Here is a 21,988-nt window from a genome sequence, read left to right as displayed (position 1 = left end):
GTCTATGGAAATCAGATCTGAAGTTGCGGGTGAGTGGGGGGGTGACTCCGCATCCCCTGCGTCTTCGTTTCGCCCAGAATGTTCGTGCTCTTCGCAAAGCCCGTGGACTGACCCAGGAGGTCTTGGCGGAGCTGAGCGGGCTGCACTTCACCTACATCGGAGGCATTGAGCGGGGCGAGCGCAATCTGGGCATCGACAACATCGGCCGAATCGCCGATGCCTTCGGGCTGGACGCGGCAGAGCTGCTGCGGCAGAGACCAGAGACACGGGTTGACTCTGGCAATGGTCCCCAGAAAAGTTAGAGGGCGACTCGTGATGGATCCCAGGCTGTGTGGTGGGTGCTCGGATGCCCGGTCATTCTGCCCTCAACAGCGAAGAGCGTCGCCGTCGTCTTCCCGATGCTGGCTCCCTCCACTAGGCGGCGGGGAATCACTTGGGGTCACCTGGGACTGCGAACAGGTGGAGGGTCAGTCACTGGCTCTCTAAGTGAAGGCTCTTCAGGTATAATGTTACTTATGCCTGAACAGCAGCCAAGACCCGGTGGGGGAGAGCTCGCCTTCTACCGCGGTGACCTGCTCGCCCTCACCCGGGAATGGACCAGCCTCCACGACGAGGAGCTGCGGCGCCGGGCGGTCAAGGCTGCTGCAGACAGGGACATCTCAGCTCTCGTCAGCCTCACCACCGCTTACCTCAGCCACGCCGGCGCGTCGGGTGTCCTGACCAGCCCCCACACGGTCGCGGCCTATGGGCGGGGCGTGCGGCAATTCCTGGCGTGGGCTGAGACTCAGGCCGTCAGTCTGCTGCGCCCCGGGCGTCACGAAGGCCAAAACTTCGTCAACGCTCTTCTGGCCGAGGGCCGGGCGCCCGCAGGCGTCTCTCAACGGGTCGCGGCCGCCAGCTGTCTCTACCGGGCCCTGCGCTGGGCCGGGGCGACCGACGCCACGCCCTTCCAGGATGTCCGCGTGCCCCGCGATCCCACGCCGGGGCTCGTCAAACGCCCCCCCTACACCGACGACGAACTCCACGATGTGCTGCAGGTGGCCGACGTACAGGCCCGGCTCCTGCTGCTGCTCACGGCCCATGGGGGGCTGCGGATCAGCGAGGCCCTGGCGCTGAGGTGGGAAGAACTGGACGAGGGGGCACGGCGCCTCCTGGTCACGTCTGGCAAGAGCCGCAAGAGCCGGGTGGTGGCGATGAGCACGTCGCTGGCGCGGGCGGTGCGCGATTACCGGGTCCTGTACGGCCCCGGGGGCACGGAGCAGCTCAACGGGCTGCGCACCACCAGCCCCGACCGGGTGTTCCGGTTCGCGGATCCGGAGACGGCCCGGTATCACCTGGGCAAGGCGTTTCAGGTTGCTGGTGTGAAGTTCCGGGGCTTTCACCCGGGGCGGAAGTATGCGGGGACGCGGCTGCTGGGGCAGGTCAAGGACTTCGGGCGGGTGGCGGCGCACCTTGGGCACGAGAGCGTGGACACCACCCGCAAAGGGTACGCGGCCCTCCCGATCGATGACCTTAAGGGTGACCTCGCCGGCTGGTAGGCCGCCTACGCCGCGCTGGTCCGGACGGCTCGCGATGCCGAAGGTCGTGAGCCATTGCAGGAACGTTCACTTCCCACGCCGCCGCTCCAACAAATGACTGTTTCTGGTTGGATCGAAATATTGGCAGATATTTCGCCTTAAACAAAAAACGACTTCGAAAAAAGCCGTCTGGGACGATCTTTTTTTGACTGTCTCACAGGAACGCCAGGAAGGGGCCTCCAACCGAAGCCGAGGGGGTACAGACCCCTCGAACGGAGCTTGACCTTCTGGAGATCGCGGCCAGCCTTGCGGTCGTTCGTCTCCGTAAGGAGGTGCACGCGCGGTAGGCTGCTCGGTCCTGACCCCCGGCTTCCTCCAGGTAGGACGACCCGGACCAGCCCAGCGAGTAACGGCTGAAAGGGCGCCAGGAACGGTGCGGCCCGCGCTGCCGGTGCAGACTGCCCCCATGCGGTCTCCCCTTCTGTCCGTCCTGGAGCTGGTGCCGCTCTCTTCCGCCCGGCAGACTGGGTGCCAACGAGACGGTCGCCACGAGGGCGAGCGTGACCATGTTGACCCGCCCCAGGCCGTCGAGCCAGGGAAACGAACGCCGGGCGGTCCAAGCCGTTCCCACAGCTGCGAGGCCGATGACCCGCACTTCCGTCAGGCCCTACTCTATGTCCCGCCGGGAAAGGCCATACAGCGCGAGCAGGGGAAAGAGGGGCAGCAGGAACAGTGTCCCCGACGCGAGCCGCCGCGCCCAGTCGGGCAGGGCCGGGCGTTCCTCTCCATCCTGATATGCCGCCTGGGTGAGCAGCAGCACGGCCAGGGTCAGGGCGAGGTAGGTGGACGACGAGAGCAGGCCCTCGAATAGGCGTTCGGCGTTGTGCAGGCCGGCGACCGGCAGGGCCAGCACGAAGAGTCCAGTGAGCACGGCCGCGGGGGGCAGCAGCCACGACAGCACGGTCAGCAGGACCCGCACTGGAGCCTCCAGTAACTCGGGGCGGGTGAGCAGCCAGGTCACGCTGAAGGCGAAGGCCGCTCCTGCCAGGGGCAGGAAGACCCATGGCTCCCCCAGGGAGCGGGGGACGGCGTCCAGGCCGATGCCGTCGAAGAGGGCCGACACCAGCGCGATCAGCAGGCCCATCACGCTGATGAACAGCGTGCCCCCGACCAGCAGGGTGGCGTTCGTGACCATGCCGCGGAACAGCAGCGAGGTGCGAGAGGACGGCGAGGGTGGTCAGAGCGGTCACGCCCAGGGTGCCCCAGGTGAGCCGGGCCTCCCGGGTCAGGAAGGCACCCAGCAAGGAGAAGGCCAGGGGGAGCATCACCACGGGGACCGTCAGAACGGTGGACCAGGGCGCGGGGAACGGGGCCTCCTCAGCCCACTGCTGGAGCCACCAGAACAGCAGGCCCTGCATGAGGCCCACAAGGAGGGCGAGCCACGGGGCAGGCACCGCGAGAACGGAGGGAGACACGGCTCAGTCTCCCGGGGAGAGGTCGACAGGAGCATCCGACCGAAGGGTGACCCTGAGCGCAGGGAGGACGAGTGGGCCTCGGCCTGGGAAAAGCTTCCTCTCCCTCACGGCGACCCCGGGAAGCCCGAGGCGTTGCAGCCGTCCACGCCCACCGTGCCTCCCCGACGCCGGCACACGGGCGTCAGGGCTTGACGGCTCACGGCGGCGATCACGATCCTGACCCCGTAGCCGAAGTCTGTGGTCTTCAGCAACGGTGAGAACTGCGCCAGGGCCACGAACGCCCCTCGCCCGTCCGCCCGTCCCCAGTTGAGGTACTGCTGGCCGTCCCAGAGGTAGACGAAGTGCAGGTCGCCTGGGCGAGTGTTCTCCAGCGGAAGGATCAGGGTCAAGACGCTGGGCGTGAGGAGCCGCTGAGCGTAGATGCGGTAATGACCAATCACCCGGAAGGGCACCTCGTTCAGGATGTAGCTCTTTGCGAAGGGTGCGGGCAGAACCGGGCGCAGCTTCTGGAAGAGAAAGCTCACGCGCGGCTCGTACACGTACTCTCCCGGTGCGCTCTCGACCCCGACGCGCAGGCCTTTCCCCAGATCGAGCTCCCGGCGGGTTTCGGTATGCGTCAGGAAGTCCAGACGCTTGGTGTACAACACATCGGAGGGGGCGGCGGAGGCCAGGGAGAGGGGGACTCCGGCCCACAGCAGAAGGCGCCTCACGGGACCGTCAGCTCGTGAACCGGGGCCAGCAGCCACACGACCCGGCCCGTCTTCAGGGTCACCTTCAGGCCCGCGTGCACCTCATAGGTGCCCGCAGGCAGCGGTGTGCCGTCACTCCGGCGCCCATTCCATCCGCCGCGCCACGGGAAGGGCAAGGGCTGGCGATCTTCCGAACACGGGGACCACCCCTGACGCCCCCAGAAGCCGGGTGAGCCTCCCACCACGTCCCCGCTGCGGGGGTCGACCACGTTGACCACGGGCTCACAGCGCCAGGCTCCCTGAGCCCGCCAAGGCGTCACGTCCGCGGAGAGCTCAAAGCCATACTGGCTTCCCCCGGGCGCCTCCAACTTCAACTGGGCCTGTCCCTGCCCCTGGCCAGGCACCCGGGTGAGAGGCAGGATTCGGAAGCGCACCCGGTCCAGGGGGAGCCTGCGCTCCCGGAGCAGGCGTTCCACCCCTGCCTGTGCCCGGCGATCCGGCACGAAGACGAACACGACCTGCCGTCCCCCTTCCTCGCCCAGGCGCGTCCGGAACTCGATGCCAGACGCGCCGTCACGCAGCACGGCCCGCACCTGCGCGGTGCCAGTGGCCGGGTTCCTCGCCACCACCTCGAACGTCTGGTCCGGGGGGCGGATGACCTCCGCGTCGGGGACCCCCACCTCGAAGGTCGCGCGGATCAGGTACCGACCCGGCGGCACCAGCGCCCCGGTGGGGAGTTGCAGGTTCCATTCCCGGCGCCCCACTGTCACCGTGCTGCGGGCGGGGACCGGTGTGTGGTACAGCACCGAGAGGCAGTTCTGCGCTCCCGGCACCGGCAGCACGACCTCGCCGGTAGCCGCATCCCGAATCTCCACCTCCAGGGCACAGGCGCCGTGGTCCAGCAGCAGCGGCTCCTCGCTGGGATTGGTGACCTTCAGCTCGATGGGGAGGGTGTCTCCCTGGTGCACGCGAGTGGGGACCTCCAGCCGGGCCTGGTGAAGCGCACGGAACGCAGGGCCTTCCGGCAACTTGCCTGCCGGAACCGGCGCGATCACGACGATGCCCGGGGGGAGGCCCTGTTCGGCCAGGTACGCCCGGGCACGCTCCTCCATGCCGGGCAGCAGCAACTCGACGACCACGCGGTTGCGGGTCTCGTCGATGTCGATGCTCTGCCAACCGTCGATGCCCCGGGCGGCCACCTTCGCTTCCAGGAGCTGTTCGGCGTTGAACTGGCCAGGCACGAAGACGACCGTCTCCGGAGAGAAGCCCCGTCGCCTGAGTTCCTCGCCCTGAACCGCGAACAGCTCGCGCACGGCCGCCTGACGCTGGGCAGGGTCAGTGGAAGTGGCGTAGACGGAGAGCAGGCCATCCCGCACGAAGAAGCCCCCGTAGGCCGGGGCTCGGCGGGCGACCTCCGCGTTCAGCTCGTCGATGTTCAGACGCAGGGCAGGCTGGGAGCGGGCGGGGGGCCCGGGAGGCGGCGTCACCTGACCGAGCGCGGAGCCGGACAGCAGAGCCGAGAGCAGCAGGAGTCGGGGCCAGGACATACCTCAGCTTTTGGCAGCCAGCCTGACGGCGCATGAGGCGACGTCGGGGCTGCGGCGTCCGGCCTTCACGTGGGAGGGGGATCCCAACGGCTAAACATCGTGCCAGGTGGAGGGGCGCCGATCACCTCACTTCCCCGGCTGAAGCTCCCAGACCTGTACGCCCTCTTGGTTCAGGGTCACGAGTGCCCGACCCCCTTCGCTGAAGCCCAACGGCTCGGCCCGGACGGGCAGGCGGCCCAGTGGCTGCCCGCTGCCGCCGTCATGCAGGCTGAGCCCCTGTTCACCCCGGTTCAGGGCGAGTAACCGACCATCCGGGCTCCACAGCAGGCGGCGCGGCTCCTGCCAGGACGCGGGCTGGTCCCGGTAAGACGCCTGTGGGTACGACCGCAGGGCCTTCCCGGTGCGGGCGTCCAGCAGCCACAGCCCATTGCCCCCCGACACGGCCACGCGTGTCCCGGCAGGATTGGCCAGGAGCCGCGGCACCGAGATGCCGAGGTTTCCCAGCGATTGCACCTTCACGCCGGTGCGTGCTCGCCAGATGCCCGCTGGCCACTGGGACGACAGCGGCTTACCGGGCTCGAACCGCGGGTACTGCATGCCCAGCACCCAGGCCTGACCGTTCACCCACTGCACCGTGGGGACGGAGACGGCCAGCACGCCGCCGCGTTCCTGTTCCTGCCCCGAATAGGAGGGCACTCCCCGGCCCACGCTCGTCCCGGTGTTCACGTCCCGGACCTCGAAGGTGTCCAGGTTGCCCGGCACATGGTTGACCCCGGCCAGGAAGCCTCCGTCGGGGGACCAGGTCAGTTCCTGGGCCGGAAAATTCGGGAAGGTTCGCTCCCGCCGCCCCGTGCTGACGTCCCACAGGTAAGCCGCACTCCCAGCGGCGTACTTCTCGATGATGACGCCGCTCATCGTGAAGAGCCCGCCTGCCAGCCCCTTCCCGTTCGGACTGAAAGCCAGCGAGCGACCGCCGATGAACTCGTAGCGCGGCGAGGCAGGTGGCAGGAAGCCGCGCAGGGTTCTCAGGGTGTTCCCCCGCGTATCGGTCAGGCGCACCGTGGCGTCCCCCAGGTTCAGGGCGAGGGTCCGTCCATCCGGGCTGACGGCGGCGGTCTTCACCGTGCCGTAGGTCGCCTCGTCCAAACCGCTCCTGAGATTCCAGCGCTTGACGGTGCTGTCGGCGCTGGAGGTCCAGAGCGCGTCCCCGGCGGGAGCGAGGGACCCCACCTGCTCCGCGTGTCCCACGAGCACCCGTTCCCGTCTCAGGTCCGGCAGGCCGAGCTGGACGACGTTCCGCCCGGAGGCGACCAGCACGCCCTGCCCACCGGGCCGCAGCGTCAGGGCCTGCACGCCGTCGGGCAGCCGGGCCTCCCCCAGCTTTCGGCCGGTCGCCAGGTCCCAGCGCTTCACCGTGCCGTCGTTCGCCCCGGAGATCAGGGTGCCGTCCGGAGCGAAGGTCAGCGCCGTCACCCGCCCGCCGTGCGCGGTCTGGCCCGCACGGCCCGCCTGGGTGGCCCGCGCAGCAGAAGGCTGATCCTTGAGGGTGCCAGTCCTCTGACCCGTCGCTGCGTTCCACACCACGATGCCCCCGCCGAAGGACCCGGAGGCCAGGACTACAGCCGCCGGGTGAACGGCCAGGGACAGGACACGGCCGTAGAAGCTCTGCTCGCGGGACGGCTGTTCCGCCACCGAGGTGATGCGGAAAGCGTCCCAGGTGCCCTTCCCTGTCCGTGCATCACTGCGGATGAGGTGCCGGTTGCCGACCATGTCGAGGTGCGAGTAGTACACTGCCGTCCCATCGGGGCTGAAGACGACCGCGGGGCTGCTGGGAACCGCGTCGCTGGAACTGTGGCTCCAGCGGACCCGGCCCGTCGCCACGTCATAGGCCTGAACGTCTGAACCGACGTTGACGAGGGTCTGTCCGTCGGGACTGAAGACCAGCGCCCCGTCGTATGTGTTCGTGGTGGCGATCCGGCGAAGTTCCTGGCCAGTCCGGGCGTCACTCAGGACCAGGGTGGCGCGGCTTCCCCGGATCCGGTCGAGCCGCAGCACCGCCACCGTCCGGCCATCCGGGCTCAGGGCCAGTGGTCCGGTGCCCAGGCTGGGTGTCTGCACGGTGGTCCGTAGCTGAAGGGTCAGGGGCGTGGTCTGGGCGACAGCCGCCGTGGACACGGCCAGCAGGAGGGACGCCAGCAGCAGGGATCGGGCCATGCCACAGGCTAAGGGGCGAAGCTGACCCCAGCCGTACCCGGCCGAAAACGTCCTGCTGCACGTTCACCTGGCCCCAACCTGAGCCGTCCGGCATGTTGCGCCGCACGGTTCCATCCGTCACCCTGGAGAGACCAGCCTCCGAGGCCGCCGCTGGCGTGGCCCACGCAGGGAGGCCGCCCCCCGGAGCGCCGGGTGCCGCGTGGGGCCACTGGACCGGGCAGGGTGCGGCCAAGTAGACGCTTTCCTGCCCCCCGCACCACAAAAGCGCCTCGTGGGTGGGACCTGATCTGTAGGCGCGTGCTCCCACAGGTTGAACAGGACATGTGTCGGACTACAGTCGCGTATTCTTCCGACACGAGTCCGGCTGGATTCGAAAGGAGCTGTGCATGTCTCGGGCCACCCGCGCCATCAGGGAACCGCTGCTCAACCAGCAGGTTCCGGACACCACCGACCCGGCGGTCATTCAGCGCCTCTCCAGGGGGCTGCCCGCTGGCATCCGCATGCTGGAACAAATGGGCCTGAACCGCGAGCAGCAGGCCTGGCTGCTCGGCCTCAGTGCCCGGAGCTTGCAGCGTGCGGGTGCGGGGAACGGCCCCGAGCTGACCCAGGACCAGCTTACCCGGCTGAGTCTGGTTGTCGGCATCTACAAGGCGCTGCACATCCTGTACGACGACGCTGCGGCCGACGGCTGGCTCAGGCGGGCCAACCGGCGGCACCCCTTTGCCGGGCAGACCCCCCTGGAGTACATGAGCCGGGGCGGCATCCCCGCGATGTACGAGGTGCGCCGACTACTGGATGCCGACCGCAGCGGGATGTTCTCGGTCACGCCCGAGGCCCGCAAGGCCGCCTCGAGTTTCGAGACGGTGGTGGACCTTTGAGGGAGCCTCCACCGCTCCGGGCACACCAGGCCCTGACCTCCCGGCTGATTCCCTCCCGCTACGAGGCCCAGACGCCCCGCCCGTCGGTCCTCGGCGCCATTGCCCAGGACCGGGACGAGTTCGACATCCTGCTCGACCTGGACAACCTCACCAACGGCCGGGTGACCAGCGGGCAGGGCGTCACTTATCAGCCGTACGAGCAGATGGTTCTGGCTGCCTTCGAACATGCGGGCAACAACCGCTTCAACGTGCCGGTACCGGGGCACGGCGCGTGGTACGCCGCCGACAGGCTGGTGACCTGCGTCCACGAGGTGGCCCACCACTTCAAGGCGAGGGCCATCGACGAGGGGCTGACGGACACGCCCCATGTGACGGAGTACACCGTCTACGAGTGCGACGCCCAGGACACCTTCTACGACGCGATGCAGGATCCGGACTATCTCGGGCACCTGGCCATCGACCCGGATTCCTACGCCTATTCGCAGCCGCTGGGTGAGGAGGTGCGTGCCGAGAACCGGGCAGGCATCGTCTACGAGAGCGTCCGCGCCCCGGAACCCGGGCAGACCTGCGTGGTGTTCCTTCAGCCCTGGGCCGTGCGCAACGTGGGCCGCACCAGTCAGGTTTATCTGCTGTGGGATCCGGCGCGGCAGGTCGCTGTGGCCACCCGACAGCCGCCGAGCCCAGACGTGCTGCGGACATGACGGGGCCTAAGACCGCCGGGCACGCTCCTTTTCACTGTCGTCAGGGCCAGAGACAGACCCACCTGGCCCCGTTTCTCACTGGAGCCGCCACCAGTTCAGCGCATTGCCGTCGCGCACCAGCAGTCCCGTCCCCTCGGGCGTGAAGGCAGCGGTGGGCCAGGGCGTCGGATACCCGCACCCGGTCAGGCGCGTCAGGCCTGTGGTCAGTGCGGAGGGCAACTTCACCTCCCGCCGTGTCTCCAAGTCAGCCACACGCAGGCCGTAGAAGGCCGCGCCGCATCCGTCCCCGGACGCCTCATACAGCAGCACATGACGGCGGTCCCGGGCGTAGTCCAGCAGCCTCAGCCCCCGGTACGCCTCCTCCGGGTCGCCGGTCCGCAGGGTCAGGCCAGGGTCCGCCTGGCCCGTGCGGGGGTCGAGGCGATAGAGGTACAGGTCGGCCTGTTCGAGTTGCACTTTGCTGCGCCGGGCCACTCCCCGCACCACCGCCCGGCCGTCCGGACTCGGCAGGAGATACGGGCGAGAAGTGCTGCGCCATGCCTCCTGCCACAGGACCCGGTCCCTCTGGTCGGTAGCACTCAGCCGCGACTGGGAGCCCCCACCCGGCCGCTGCCGGACCTCCGTCCGCAGTTGGATCGTCCCCACTGGGCGGGCATTGGCCTCCTGACCCAGCAGCCGTCCGGTCACCGCGTCCCAGGTGCGGCCCTGCCAGTCGTCGCCCCCATTCTCCAGCCGCGCGAACAGCGTCCTTGGCCCGGAGAAGCTCAACTCCGTTCGGTAGACGTTCTCCGGCAGCGCGAAGGTGTGCAGGGTCCGCCCGGCGCGGTCGAGGACCGCCACACTTTCGGAGCGGGCGGCGGCGATGAATTGCCCGTCTGGACTCACCACCAATCGGGTCACGCCCTCCAGTCCCGGCCCACCCAGGCGCCGACCCTGACCCCCCGGACGCACCACCCGCAGTTCGCCCTGGCCGTCGCCGGTGTCCAGCGCCACCAGGGCGCTCCCGCCGGGCAAGGGCACCGACGCCGTGACTGGCGTGCCCAGGGGACGCACGAACGCGCCGTCCGATACGCGGCGGACCTCGGGCACGCTGCCGTTCCGGACGGTCAGGAACAGCGTGCCGTCCGGCGAGGGCACGGCGTCGCGCAGTTCACCCGCCCCCACCGTCCATCGAGGCCCCTGACCGCTCAGGCTCCATAGGCTGACCTGATGCCCGCTGGCGCTGTACACGCGGGAGGTCGCCTGAGGCGTCGCGGTCAGCAGCCGCCCCGCATCCACCCAGCGCACCTGGGGCTCGCCGTCACGCCTGACCCCGAAGCTGCCGAGGACCTGCCGCGACAGGACCTTGCCGTCCCGCGTCGCCACGTCGAGATACAGGGCCGCATTCGGGTCGTAGTCACGCTTCTCCACGCTGCGCAGGGCCGCCACCCGCGTGCCGTCGGGCGAGGGTTCCACGTCCAGCACCTGTCCGGCGGGGAGGGTGATGTCACTCACCGGCCCCTCCCGGCCCGACAGGCGCAAGGTCGCCCGTCCCTGCTGAGGGGAGAGGACCGTCACGCCGTACCCATCCGCGCAGCCGACCAGGTGCTGTTGCGAGGGAGCACAGATGTCCCCTAGCACGGCCCGGCCGTCCGCTCGCAGGGTGTAGGCGGTCTGATAGGGCGTCGCCTTTTTGTAGCCCCGGACCCGGATGAACGGCCCGGTCAAGGCACCGCCGTCCGCGCGGTAGCCGTCCAGAAGCAACCTCGGCCCGTAGTCGGCCTTCGCGTCCGGCAGGCTGGATGGAAGTGTCAACACCTGGCGCGACAGCGGCCTCCCGGTCTGCGCGTTCCAGCGGTAGAGGAGCCGCGTCCCGTCCAGGGTGTAGGCGGTGCCGTCCGGTCCCCAGGCCAGGCCGCCCGCGAAGCCCGCCGGGGAATTCAGGGTGTCGAAGGTGCCCGCCGCGTGGCCGTCGATGCGGGCCGTCCCGCCGGGAGAGAGTTGGAGGGCGGGGGCTGCGCCGGTCAGCACGGCGCAGGTCAGGGCAGCGGCCAGCCGCCAGCGGCGGGGCACCGAACGAGGCGTCGTCATGGACCCCCAGCCTAGGGGCGGCAGGCTGACGGGCCGTGAGAGGGGGCGTGAACGCGAGGTCCGTTCCGGCCTAGGCGTACGGCTCATGTCTGGCCTCTGCGCTGGCCGTTCAGCGGCGCAGTTCTCCCACGAACGCGAAGTCGCGGTCCAGGCCGTTCAGTTCCAGGGGCACCCTCTGCCGCGCCGTTCCCTCCCCGTGCGTCCCTTTCAGTTTCCGTGGGCAAGTGTTCGCAGGTCTGCCTGTGCCGCGCAGTGCCGGGGCGACGGCGTTGGGCCACGAGCCTCCGTGGATCTCTCACCTCCTCGCGCACAGCCTGGCGTCAGACACCGGACGTAGCCTGAGGGCATGTTCCCCACCTTGTGGACCCTGGCTCTGGCGGTCAGCCCGCATGCGGCGTCTCCTCGGCCCTTGTGCGCCGACATCCTTATCTCCCCGGTTTCCGTCACCGTCAAGAACGAGCGCGGCCTGGTCCTGGGCACGGCCGCTGCTGGATTTGATCCTTACCGCTCTACTGGCGATACGCTCAAGGTCACTTTTCAGAAGGGTGAAGATGGGCGCTACACCATCACCGCGTCCAAGCGCTGGTATCAGCCCACCACCGTGCGGGGCGTGCGGGTGCAAGAGGGAAGCTGCGGCCCGGTGAACCCGCCCCACCTGACCCTGACCTTGAGGCCCCGGCCCGACGCCCCGCTGATCCGCGACTTCCAGATCCGCTCCACCCGGGGCGACGTGAGTGGCTCCTGGCCCGCCTGGACGGCCTACCGGGTCTTTCTGGATGCCCCGGCGAGTGTCCGCCGCGCCGTGACCTGGCACTCCAGCCGCCCGGAGGTCGCCTCCATCGACCGGTTCGGGGTCCTGCGGACGAAGTGCCTCAAGACCCTCCAGACGACCGTCATCACCGCGACCCTGAAAGCGGACCCGACCCGGAAGGCCACCGCCCGGTACCGCACCGGCTCGGCCCGGATCGACTGTCGCAAGGCCAGAGGACACTAGGGCGTGGTGAAGTGGCCCCGGCTGCTGGCCATCCTGGTGACCCTGGGGGCCGTGGGCCTGTTCGGGCTGGCCCTGGCCGTCGCGGTCTTCGTCTCAATGGATGAGATCTCGGGTGTGCATCTGCCCCAGCTGTACTGGGTGGCGGCGGCGCTGGCGCTAACCGGGGGCCTGGTGGGCTGGGGCGCGGCTCGGCTGTGGGACCGCAGCGACCGGGAGGAACCGTGACGCCCAGGGGACGCCATGGCTGGGGGCGGGCATGAAGGACCGGAGGCGGTGGATGCGGCGCGTGGTTCTGGCCCTGGCGCTGATCGCCTTCGGGGCCTGGCTGACTTCCCCCAAGGGGAACGGCGTCCAGGGGATGTGCACGCACACGCCCTTCTGCCTGGACCCCCTGGTCTACCTCCGGAACGCCGAACGGCAACCCTGGCAGCAGGACTACTCGACGGCCCTCAACCTCCGCCCCGGCGAGACCCGGGAGGTCACCCTGGTGTTCGACCTCAATGGCGTTCCTGCCGACACGCCCGTGAAGGTGGTGCAGGTCAGCCGCCGCTGGCTGAACCGTTCCATCGGGGAGCTGTTCGCCCGCCCCCAGGGACTGGGCCACGAGACCGTCTTCTACCGGGACCCGGACCTGATGGTCCACGCCCGCCGCCCCTTTTTCCAGGGCGGTCAGCTCACGCTGAAGGTCACGGCGGCGGGGGACGCCCGGCCGAGTCTCTCGGTGCTCGATCTGACCGTGCAGAAGCAGGGCACGCGCTGGGGCAGCACCGGGCAGGCCACCCTCCGCCTGTGGCTCCATCCACCCCGGGAAAGGAACAGGCCTCCAGGTCTCCCGCTCCCGGTCAGCTTCACCCCGTAGCCTGTCGCCATGCCCTGGAAGAAGTCTTTCCTACTCGCCTTGCTTGCCGCCACCCTGACGAGCACGGCCACGGCGGCCCACGTCGCGGTGCGCTTCGGTTCGCTGCACTGGATTGACGCGCAGGGCGGCCTGCCCCGTGTCCAGGCGGGCCGAGTGCTGGTCCCGCTGAAGCCCGCCTGCAACCTGCTGGGCCTCACCTGCCGGGTCCAGGGACGCAGTGCGCGGGTCGGGAGCCGCCTGATTCCCCTGCAAGACGGCTTCGTTCCGCTGCGAGCGCTGGTGGCCGAAAACGGGGGCTACACCCTCACCTACGACAACGTGGCTCACGTGGCCGTCGTGGGCACCCTTCCGAACGTGGACATGCTGGCCACCCCCTGGATGCAGGCGAACAACGACTGGGGCGTGCACCTGCGTTCGCCCTACCGGGGGCCGCTTTCCGTGCGCAAGACCAGGGAAGCCGGGCGCCTTCGTTACACCCTGTCCACGCACGGCAGCGGGCTGAACGAGATGACCCTCCTGAGCGGCTTCCCCCCGGGCTGGGGAGCGAATGTTCAGTCGCTGGACGTGACGGGCGCCCAGCGACCCAGCCTGCCAGACAACCCCAACCGTGACCCCGGGTGCAGAGGCCAGACCCAGTGCACCGGCTCGGTCGGACGTGAGGCGCTGTGGGTGCTGGCCGCCCTGGACGCGAAATAGGCTCGTGAACCACGACCCACCTTTGACCGATGCCGTCGTCAGGTCCGTGACCTAGCGTGGTCGCATGACCCGAAGTCTGCTGGCCACCTGGTAGCACGACCGCATGTTGCTGCCCCTACGGTGGGGCTGGAGCAGCCTGTGAGCAGGACCACTGCTTGGCCCTCCATGCTGCGCCTGTGGCGCTGTGGACGTTGGGTGGAGAGCAACACGGTGCCGGGCTGTCAGGACCGACAGGACTCCACCTGGCCCAATCCCGCGATCTGGGCGGTCATGGGCGTACTGGCCACTGCCGGGGCAGGCTTGTGGCGGTCTGCGGGCAGAGGTTCCTGAATTCCCCTTTTACCTCGCCGGCACGTCCTCGCCCAGCAGCATCCGGGCGACCGCGGCTCGCAGGGCTGGATCTCGCAACAGGGGCAGGGCCTGATCGGCGTGCCCCCCCTCGACCAGTCCCCTGGCCAGCGTGAACGCTCCCAGTGAGTGCTTTTCAGCGGGCAGTCGGGAAAGGGCCTCCCTTGCCCAGGCCACATCCCCCTTTCTCGCCCGGATCTCGACGACCTCTACCCAGGTGTCCCCCGGCAGCGACGTGTGGGTGGCCAGCGTGTCCAGCGTCGAGGGTGAGACCCGTGCCAGTGTCGCCAGCACGCTCCTTCTCGCCTCGTCCGGGACCTTGGCCGAGAGTTCCAGGGCGGCCATCAGCAGCAGGCCGGCCTGTTCCTGTCTCCCTTTCTTCGCCCGCATCTCGGCGCCATTCACCAGGGCGTAGACGGTCGGCAGCGAGGGCGAGGCCTGCGCGCGCCGGATGGCCTCCCCGAGGTCTCCCCGTTCGGCCAGGCCCTGCACCAGCGCTCCTCGCAGGCGGTCCGGTCCCTGCGGGTCGCGTCCCCTCCAGCCCTGGATCAGGGCGTCGGCGGCGGATATCTGCCCCAGCCGCGCCAGAGCCCGGACCACGGCAGAGGTGCTGTCAGGGGCGCCGCTGCCCTCCAGGGCCACCCGCGCCTCCTCGACCAGCCGCCGGGCCACGTCGGTCTGGCCCTGACCCGCCAGAATCCCGCCGAGTTCCGCCAGGCTCTGGACGCGGAGGGAGACGGGCGAGATGGTCCGGGCCAGTCGGGCGGCCTCGGCGGCGTGTCCGGCCGTCGCCAGTTCACGGGCGAGGTGCCCACGCATGGTCCAGGGGAGTGGTGCGGAGATCGCCACCTGAAACGCCCGCCTAGCGTCTCCCAGCTTGAGCAGCAAGAGGGCGCTGCGGATGCGGACAAAATCCTCTGCTCCTTCCAGCGGAAGCTGATCCAGCGCCTGACGCGCTGCCTGTGGAAAGCCCGCCTGAGAGAAGGCTTCCATCACCGCCAGCCAGCGCCCCTGATTCTGGCGGTCCTTCAGGCTGGGGATCAGTTGCTGTGCCCGGCCCAGAGTCCCCGTGACGGCGACGGTGGGAGCGATGAGGGGAACGAGCCGTGCCCGCTCCTCGGGGGTCAGGCGACCGTAGGCTGCCCAGGTCGCGTCCGCCACGGCGCGCACCTCCGTTTTCGGCGCTGGGGAACTCATCGCCACCTGGGTCAGGATGGCGAGGGCCTGCACGCGTTCCACCGGTGTCCCCAGCGTGCCCAGCACCTGAACTGCCACGCCGCTGCCCCTCGCCTGCAAGAACGGCAGGGCCGAGATGGCCCAGACCCGCACCCGGTCACCGCTGTCCACCAGGGTCAGGGCACGGTGCGCGACCTCCACCGCGCCCTGCCGGGCCAGGGCAGGCATGCTCAGCATCACCGCGTCCCGGCGGGCCTGGGACGGCAGCGGGCGCAGCGCGGCCAGCCAAACGTCGTGCGGACCGAGTTCGGCCCGGGCCAGGTGGGGCAACTCTGGCAGGGCGGCACTCGCGGGCCAGGTCAGCACCTGGGAGGCGACGGTGCGGCGCTCGGCGGGGGTCAGGTCACGGGCCTGGGCACCGGGGACCAGCAGGGCACCCAGCAGCAGGGCGGCGGGAAACAGGCGCATGGGTCCAGGGTGCCGGAGGAGGCCTGACGCTCGGTGAGGACAGACCCCTCCAGACGAGGGTGCTTCAGGGGATGGTCAGGGCCAGCAGCACCGACACGGCGGCCAGCAGCAGGGCCAAGGCACCGAAGCCTGCACTCCAGCCCCAGAGGCCCCGTCGACGGCGCCGCACCGCTGCGACCCCGAAGCCGAGGGCCAGCACCGCGCAGAATGCAGCCAGCGGCACCGTCTGGTTCATCAGCAGGTATGGACGGTCGAGGGTGAGGCGCGACCGATAGGTGTCTGGAACCTGCACTGAGACCGCCAGAACATACGGCCACGTCAGGACGGCGCAGGCCAGAATGGACCCCTTCACGGCAGACCCAGCACGGTGAAGCTCGCGCCAGGGGAGGTGCCGACGCCCAGCAGCAGCGCCCGGCTGTCCGGGCGGAAGATGAGGGCCACGTCCTCCAGTTCCAGCGTGACGGGCGGCACAGGCCAGACGGTCTGCTTTCCGGTGGCCACAGTTCCGATCACCAGCGCCGCGCGGCCCTCTTCGAGGTAGGCCACCTGCCGCCCGTCCGGCGAGAGCGCCAGGGCGCGCACCCGCCCCGCTGTCGGCCAGCTGCGCAGCGTCTTTCCGGTGCGGGAGTCGTAGATCTTGACGGCATGGGGGCGAACGGCATAGGTCTGCCCTGCCCCGGTGACCGTCTGGATCGCCACGACCAGCGTCCGGCAGTCGGCGGTGGTGGCCGCCAGGCGGACGTTCTCCCGCAGGGTCAGCCCGAACCGTACCCCTTCTAAGGCGCTGAGGCTCCAGAGAGAGGCCCGGACGCCCGCACTACGGGCAACAAAAACCGGCGTGCGCTCGCACACTGCCCTGCCCGTCGGTGTGACGTCGGCCGCCTCACTGCCGGAGTGGCGGTAGGCGCGCCCCGGCAGGTTGCCCAGGAAGACCTCCCCGGTACGGGCCAGGACCCGGTCCAGCGGGACCACCCGGCCGCCCAGGACGAGTTCGCGGTCCCCCAGGGTGAACCCCGCCACGTGGTTGACGCCGGTCACCGTCGGCCCGACCGCCTGGCCGCTTCGCGTGTCCCAGAAGCGCAGCGGGCTGCCACTCACCAGCAGTGTTCCCGCGCGGTTAAAGCGCAAGCTCGTGACCCGCCAGGATTGCGCGGCGGCGCTCCAGCGCACCCGGCCCGTGCCCGCCTCCACCAGGGAGACCGGGCCGTCTTCCCCCGAGACGGCCATCAGCCGTCCGTCCGGGCTGTAGGCCGCCACGGTCAGGCGCACCTGGGGCAGAGGGTACGCGGCCACCTCCTTCCCCGCCGGGGTCAGGGCCAGCGCCCCCAGACTGCTGGCGCTGATCAGGTTCCGGCCGAGCCAGGCCACGTCCCGCACGCCGATGAACGTGTTCAGCCGCTGCGGTGGGGGCAGCCGCTTCCAGATGGAGAGGTCCCAGACGCGCGGGCTGCTGGTGCCGTTCGCCAGCAGGAAGCGGCCGTCGGCGCTGAAGGCGAGCTTTTCCGTTCCGTCGGCGTAGGTGGGCAGCGAGCGGCCCTGTCCGGTCTTCAGGTTGTAGACCGTGACCGACTGGTTGTACGCCTTGGGGAAGCTCATTCCCCAGCCCACGGCCAGGCGCTTGCCTGCCGGATCGAAGGCGAGCGCGCTCGCGGCCGCCGGAGTCAGGGGGTTGTCCATGAAGGTGGTGTCCTCGCCTGCGAGGCGCGTCAGCGTGGGCAGCGGCTCCAGCGACGGCAGGGCGTAGCGCAGCACCCGCTCGCCCTGCAGGGCCGCGAGTTGCCGCCCATCCCGGCTCAGCGCCACGGCAGAGGACGAGGGGAAGGTGACCGGGGAGGGTAACGTCAGCCTGCGCCACCGGCCCGGCTGACCGACCAGGACTTCGTCCCCGCAGCGCACGGCCAGGGTCTGGCCACTGGCGGCGAGGGATGGCGGTGCAGGCCGCCCGTCGGTTTTCCCGCAGAGGTCGCGGGCCAGCACCGTGACGCCTGTAGCGCGCACCCGGACCAGGGTTCCTCCCTGATCCAGCGCGAGAAAGTCGGCGCCCGAGGAAACCACGCCCGTGAGCGTGCGGCCCGTGGGAGACAGCAGGGCAAGGCGCTGCCCGCCGGGACGGAACAGGCCAAGTCGGTCGGCAGACGCGGCGGCCACCGCCTGCCCGTCCCCGCTGACCGCCACCAATGCGGCCGGGCCACCGGGAACACTGCCCTGCGCCTGCACCCGGATGGCCTCCGCGCCGGGTCCCGCGAGCAGGGCCATCAGCAGCAGGAGGTGGCCCCTGCGCCGACCGGAGGTGCGGCATTCTGGCTGCGTCCAGCGCCTGGACCTCACCGGACCTCCAGCCAGGCGGCGGGGGCGCTCAGCCATTCCACGCGGCCATCCCGGCGGGTCACCCGCAGCCCCGCCCGCACCTGATACCGCCCGGCGGGGGCAAGCTGTCCATCGGTCAGGCGGCCGTTCCAGAAGCCGTTCAGCCCCAGGTGCAGAGTGTCGCCGCGCGGGCAGGCTTCCTCCCCGCCCCGCATCCGGGTGAAGCGCGTCTGACGGCTCCAGTCCACCAGCTCGCCCGCCGGGTTCAGGACGGCCGTGATGAACTCGCAGCTCTGCGCCACCGGAATCAGCCGGGTGGCCGCCTCCCGGTTCAACTTGAGGTCGAAGTGGCTCTGGCGCTGCTCCCCCCCGACCAGATCCGACACCCGCAAGGTGGCCTGCGGCGCCCGTCCCACCGGCGGGACCTGGGGTTGCGGCAAGCGGATGAAGCGGACGCGGGCGAGCGAAAGACCCTTCTCGCGGGCCTCCCGCTCGATGGCCCGCTGGGCCCGCAGATCCGGCACTGCGAGTTCGAGGAGTTGCACCCCGTTCCGGGTCAGGAAGCGGGGCGTGCGCTCTGGGGCTCCCAGATAATTCCCGAACCAGAACGCTTTGACCACCTGCTCGACGCCGCCGTCCGGGGCCGCCGGGAGGATGGTGAAGCCCACATCCGCTGGGCGCAGCACCTGGTCGCCCTGTCCGAAAGCGGCTTGCAGGGTGTACTTGCCGGGTGGGAGCGCGTTCCCCAAGGGGTCACGCAGGTCCCAGTACACGCCGGGACCAGCCGGGTCGGGGCGGGTCAAGTTGAGGGACTGCCCTGGATTGAGCCGAGCGGTGAACAGCGCCTCGGCGCAGGCGACATTGCCGGGCACCGGGCGCACCACCTTTCCGCCCGCGTCCTTGACCTGCCACCTCAGCTGGCTGCACAGCCCGGCGTTGAACTCCAGCGGCTGTTTGCCAGTAAACGTGAACCAGAAGCTGATGGGCAGGAGGTCGCCCTGGGCCACCCGTCTGGGGATCTGGAGGGCCGTACGGTGCGGCACGTTCCAGGTGGTGTGGGGAGGTAGGGCTTCCGGTTTGGGCACCGAGAACACCACGATGCCGAGGGGGATGCCCCTGGCGGTCAGGTGGGCCTTGGCGGGTTCCAGGTATTCGGGGAGGCTCAGGCTGACCGTCACCCGGTTCTGCTTGTTGCCTGCGCCGATCGAGTTCCAGCCGCGTATGCCGCGGGCCGCATATTTCGCCTGCGCGAGTTGCAGGGCGCTGTAGCGCACCACCTCGAAGCGTGGGTGCTCGGTGTCGATGCCCTGGGCCTTGAGGTCCGGTCCCCGGTGCTCCAGCAACGCCTTCAACACCGCTGCGCGGGATGCTGGGCGGTCGTCGGTGACCTGGATGATGAGCTGCGGGCCGTTGACGTAGATCCCGGCGAAAGTGGGGGCCTTCAGCCCGATCTTGACGTCATAGGTGTCGGCGTAGGGCAGGGTGCCGAAAGCGGTGGTCACCCGCGGGGCGGCGGGCGGAGTGGACTGGGCGAGGGCGGGGCCAGCCGTGCTCAGGCAGAGCGTCAGGGTCAGGGCGAGGGCACGCAGCGGCACGTCTGTATGGTAGGCACTGAATCTGACGGCGGTCTGGCTCCCTCCGACTTCCGCGGGCCAGCAATGCCGTTCAGATGAGCCCTGCGGTCGGGCGATCCACCATCCCATCTGCAGGACCCAGCCAGGGCACCTGTCGTACGGCGAGCGGTATGGAGCGCGGCAGGCGCACCTCCACGCTTGCGGTGCTTGTAGGCCCTCCCCCTGTGGCGAATCTGGTCTGACAGGGCACCCTCACCCTGCTGTTCCTACCGGGAGGAGCCGGCGGGCAGCAGGAACTCTGGCCCACCCGACGAACTGATCAGGCGATACACCGCACCGTCTTCCGGCGTGCGCGGGACGGTCGAGGGAATCACCCGGAGGTGGCCCACCTGGCAGGCGGCCTGCTGGTCTGGGAGGCCACAGGTCACCCGGCGCACCTGACCGTCCAGCGAGCGCATCTCACCGGTCCGGAGCTCGGACGCCGCAAAGAGGTTGGCGCGCACCAGGGCGTCGAGCTCTTTGACGTTGGGATACCGCCCCTTCCACACGATCAGCGACGCGGTGAGGTCGCGGTCGCCTGTGACGCCGGGGTAGAGCAGGACGACGGGGCCGGAAACTTCACGCTCCACGACCTGGTAAGCCGCCTTGCAGTAGATGTCCTCGTGGCCTTTGGCGCACAGGCGGGTCCACTCGCGACTCGAAGGCGGCGAGCCCAGGTCCAGCCCGGCCTGCCAGAAATAGCCGCCGACGAGCAGCAGCGGTACGGCCAGGATCAGGCCCGCCAGCAAGCCCAGCATAAAGCTGGGAGAGATCGGGCCTCCACGGCTCAAGCTCTGCCCGCCTTCAGAGGAGAGGACACGTTCCTGGGCCGCACGGGGGCCGTCATTCCAGCCCCTGGATGCCGAGGGTGGCGCGGTACTGGCCCCGGGCCGACTCGCCGATCAGCAGCAGGCCCACCCGCTCCTTCCCCTCCTGGGTCAGGGTCCACAGGCTGCTGGTCAGCGTTCCCGCGTCGGCCCGGTTGCGCAGGGTCCACCCCGCTTGCCGCAGTTGCGCGGCGTAGTGGTCGAACAGCGCCGCTCGCGACAGGGTGCTCTCGATCCCCGCGTACTGGGTGACGTTGTCCCCACTGCTTCCGCCTCCCCGTGGGGAGACGGTCGCCCCGGCGGGAGGCGCCAATCTCGGCAGCAACCGGGCCGGGTCGAACCGCTCATCCTGGGCATAGCGCAGGGTCTGAGCCAGGTCCGGAGCACGTTGCCGGCCCAGCGTGACCTGCGTGAGCCCACCGACCCGCCGCGTCTGGATGCTCAGTTGCTGATCTGGGTTCTGGCGGTAGTAGGGCCGGCCCCCAGTCGGCGTGCTGGGCAGGAAGCCCCCCTCGGGAAATGGCCCGCCCGAGGACAGAGAAAAGACCTTCCAGCCAGCAGGCGCCAGCACCCGGGCGAAATGGGCATCGACCTGCTCGGGCGTCAGCGCCGTGTCGAAGTAGACCGTGACCCCGGCAGGATAGGCAGGGTCGGGCGTCTCGGTGACGACGCTGCCGATCACGCGGCTCCCCTGCGGCAGGGCGAAGCCGAGATCAGGCGGAAGCTGGCCAACCAGCACACTGCTGCGCAGCGAGGCGGGCCCCCACAGCGGCGTGAGTGTCCTCTGAAGCAGTTCACGCTCGGGGGAGACGGCGGGCGTCTGGGCGAGGCCAGAGGACAGCGTCAAAGCGCCCAGGAGGGCCAGCAGCTTGAAGGACATGACCCAGCCTTACGGGTTGGGGCTGACCGGGGATGAGTCCGCTCTGAAGGGGATGCTGGCGCCCGCTCCATCGTGGGAGCTAGGCTTTCTGACCTCTCCTGAGTGGGGGCTAAGGCCTGGGCAGGGAGGCCGCGTTATAACGCATGGCAGGGCGCCCGTCTCCCCAGTCGACCTCCACCCACAGCGCCGTCGCCTGCCGCACCAGCGCCCGCTGCGCCTCGGTGGGCGAATCGAAGATCAGCATGGACATCCCCATCCCCGGCACGAGTTGCCGGTTCATGCCGGTGCGTGGCTTCCAGCGCAGCACCTCCTCCCCGAAGCTGTCGCGCAGCACCAGCCAGGCCTGCCACTTCCCGACCTCCTGAAAATTCCGAATGGGCGCCCAGAGGGTCACGCTGACGGGCGCGGGTGAGGCCTCCCCGGAACTCAGCCGCGCGTCGAACTCCTGAGCCGCCCGGACGAGCACGGGATACTTCGGATCCTTCCAGGCACAGGCGCCCCGCAACACTTCGGCGGGCGGCGTGAACCACACCTGCCGTTGCCCAGCTCGCTCTCTCGCCGCGCGCAGTTCGGCTTCGGTCGTCAGAGTCTCAGGCGTGCGGCAGATCTGGAGGCGCTCCGCCTGGGTGGGGTACAGCAGGCGTTCCGGGGAGGGCGCCGGGGCCATGCCCAGGCCACCCGCGAGCACGAGCGAAAGAAGCCACATGGGCGCAGTCTGCCCGCCCTCAG

Annotated in this window: 20 protein-coding genes; 8 read left to right on the top strand and 12 right to left on the bottom strand. The window is 69.8% G+C overall.

Translation table 11 applies throughout. From position 1 onward, the window contains the following. The first annotated feature begins 41 nt into the window (after positions 1-41). On the top strand, positions 42-302 hold the full coding sequence (locus tag F8S09_RS15035) for a helix-turn-helix domain-containing protein (protein WP_322618863.1): 261 nt from the start codon (positions 42-44) through the stop codon (positions 300-302). 213 nt (positions 303-515) lie between these two features. Further along, entirely contained in the window at positions 516-1,538 is a 1,023-nt protein-coding gene (locus F8S09_RS15030; protein WP_152872284.1) for a tyrosine-type recombinase/integrase, read from the top strand. 646 nt (positions 1,539-2,184) lie between these two features. Here F8S09_RS15030 and F8S09_RS15025 read toward each other — a convergent pair. From F8S09_RS15025 to F8S09_RS15010, 4 genes are all read right to left on the bottom strand, one after another. Further along, entirely contained in the window at positions 2,185-2,712 is a 528-nt protein-coding gene (locus F8S09_RS15025; RefSeq protein WP_152872283.1) for a hypothetical protein, read from the bottom strand. Between the two features lie 384 nt (positions 2,713-3,096). Further along, on the bottom strand, positions 3,097-3,702 hold the full coding sequence (locus tag F8S09_RS15020; protein WP_152872282.1) for a hypothetical protein: 606 nt from the start codon (positions 3,700-3,702) through the stop codon (positions 3,097-3,099). After that, on the bottom strand, positions 3,699-5,228 hold the full coding sequence (locus F8S09_RS15015; RefSeq protein WP_152872281.1) for a hypothetical protein: 1,530 nt from the start codon (positions 5,226-5,228) through the stop codon (positions 3,699-3,701). The genes F8S09_RS15020 and F8S09_RS15015 overlap by 4 nt, the downstream gene beginning before the upstream one ends. A 126-nt stretch (positions 5,229-5,354) precedes the next feature. Beyond that, on the bottom strand, positions 5,355-7,442 hold the full coding sequence (locus F8S09_RS15010) for a WD40 repeat domain-containing protein (RefSeq protein ID WP_152872280.1): 2,088 nt from the start codon (positions 7,440-7,442) through the stop codon (positions 5,355-5,357). A gap of 386 nt (positions 7,443-7,828) precedes the next feature. On the opposite strand from F8S09_RS15010, the gene F8S09_RS15005 reads away from it, so the two are divergent. Together F8S09_RS15005 and F8S09_RS15000 are read left to right on the top strand one after the other, a co-directional pair. After that, positions 7,829-8,320, top strand: coding sequence for an MbcA/ParS/Xre antitoxin family protein (locus F8S09_RS15005; protein ID WP_227978731.1), 492 nt, complete (start codon positions 7,829-7,831; stop codon positions 8,318-8,320). Then, entirely contained in the window at positions 8,317-9,021 is a 705-nt protein-coding gene (locus F8S09_RS15000; protein ID WP_152872279.1) for an RES family NAD+ phosphorylase, read from the top strand. The genes F8S09_RS15005 and F8S09_RS15000 overlap by 4 nt, the downstream gene beginning before the upstream one ends. A 75-nt stretch (positions 9,022-9,096) precedes the next feature. Here F8S09_RS15000 and F8S09_RS14995 read toward each other — a convergent pair whose 3' ends face one another. Further along, positions 9,097-11,091, bottom strand: a complete 1,995-nt coding sequence (locus F8S09_RS14995) for a WD40 repeat domain-containing protein (protein WP_152872278.1) — start codon at positions 11,089-11,091, stop codon at positions 9,097-9,099. 346 nt (positions 11,092-11,437) lie between these two features. Between F8S09_RS14995 and F8S09_RS14990 the strand changes: the two genes are divergently transcribed. The 4 genes from F8S09_RS14990 to F8S09_RS14975 are packed head-to-tail and all read left to right on the top strand — an operon-like array spanning position 11,438 to position 13,640. Beyond that, on the top strand, positions 11,438-12,085 hold the full coding sequence (locus tag F8S09_RS14990) for a hypothetical protein (RefSeq protein WP_152872277.1): 648 nt from the start codon (positions 11,438-11,440) through the stop codon (positions 12,083-12,085). Positions 12,086-12,088: 3 nt separating this feature from the next. Then, the gene (locus tag F8S09_RS14985) at positions 12,089-12,310 is read left to right on the top strand and encodes a hypothetical protein (protein ID WP_152872276.1); all 222 of its coding nucleotides are present in this window, start codon (positions 12,089-12,091) and stop codon (positions 12,308-12,310) included. Between the two features lie 52 nt (positions 12,311-12,362). Next, positions 12,363-12,944 carry a hypothetical protein gene (locus F8S09_RS14980; RefSeq protein ID WP_152872275.1) on the top strand — a complete coding sequence of 194 codons (582 nt, stop codon included), beginning with the start codon at positions 12,363-12,365 and terminating at the stop codon, positions 12,942-12,944. A gap of 9 nt (positions 12,945-12,953) precedes the next feature. Continuing rightward, a complete protein-coding gene (locus tag F8S09_RS14975) occupies positions 12,954-13,640 on the top strand; it encodes a hypothetical protein (protein ID WP_152872274.1) in 687 nt (228 codons plus the stop codon). A gap of 339 nt (positions 13,641-13,979) precedes the next feature. Here F8S09_RS14975 and F8S09_RS14970 read toward each other — a convergent pair whose 3' ends face one another. The 7 genes from F8S09_RS14970 to F8S09_RS14940 form a co-directional block, all read right to left on the bottom strand. Beyond that, complete coding sequence (locus tag F8S09_RS14970) at positions 13,980-15,632, bottom strand: hypothetical protein (RefSeq protein WP_152872273.1); 1,653 nt, start codon at positions 15,630-15,632, stop codon at positions 13,980-13,982. Positions 15,633-15,696: 64 nt separating this feature from the next. Beyond that, a complete protein-coding gene (locus F8S09_RS14965; RefSeq protein ID WP_152872272.1) occupies positions 15,697-15,984 on the bottom strand; it encodes a hypothetical protein in 288 nt (95 codons plus the stop codon). Further along, positions 15,981-17,960, bottom strand: a complete 1,980-nt coding sequence (locus F8S09_RS18205; protein WP_152872271.1) for a WD40 repeat domain-containing protein — start codon at positions 17,958-17,960, stop codon at positions 15,981-15,983. Before F8S09_RS18205 ends, F8S09_RS14965 begins: the two co-directional genes overlap by 4 nt. Continuing rightward, a complete protein-coding gene (locus F8S09_RS14955; RefSeq protein ID WP_152872270.1) occupies positions 17,957-19,534 on the bottom strand; it encodes a hypothetical protein in 1,578 nt (525 codons plus the stop codon). The genes F8S09_RS18205 and F8S09_RS14955 overlap by 4 nt, the downstream gene beginning before the upstream one ends. Positions 19,535-19,779: 245 nt before the next feature. Next, positions 19,780-20,343: a hypothetical protein gene (locus tag F8S09_RS14950; RefSeq protein WP_194165376.1), complete on the bottom strand. Its 564-nt coding sequence runs from the start codon at positions 20,341-20,343 to the stop codon at positions 19,780-19,782. A gap of 52 nt (positions 20,344-20,395) precedes the next feature. Next, entirely contained in the window at positions 20,396-21,259 is an 864-nt protein-coding gene (locus tag F8S09_RS14945) for a hypothetical protein (protein WP_152872268.1), read from the bottom strand. Positions 21,260-21,368: 109 nt separating this feature from the next. Further along, positions 21,369-21,965, bottom strand: coding sequence for a hypothetical protein (locus tag F8S09_RS14940; RefSeq protein ID WP_152872267.1), 597 nt, complete (start codon positions 21,963-21,965; stop codon positions 21,369-21,371). Positions 21,966-21,988: the final 23 nt, after the last annotated feature.

This window comes from Deinococcus terrestris (assembly GCF_009377345.1).
Taxonomy (GTDB): Bacteria; Deinococcota; Deinococci; order Deinococcales; family Deinococcaceae; genus Deinococcus; species Deinococcus terrestris.
The sequence above is the reverse complement of the archived record's forward strand: the minus strand, read 5'-3'. Positions and strand labels throughout refer to the sequence as shown.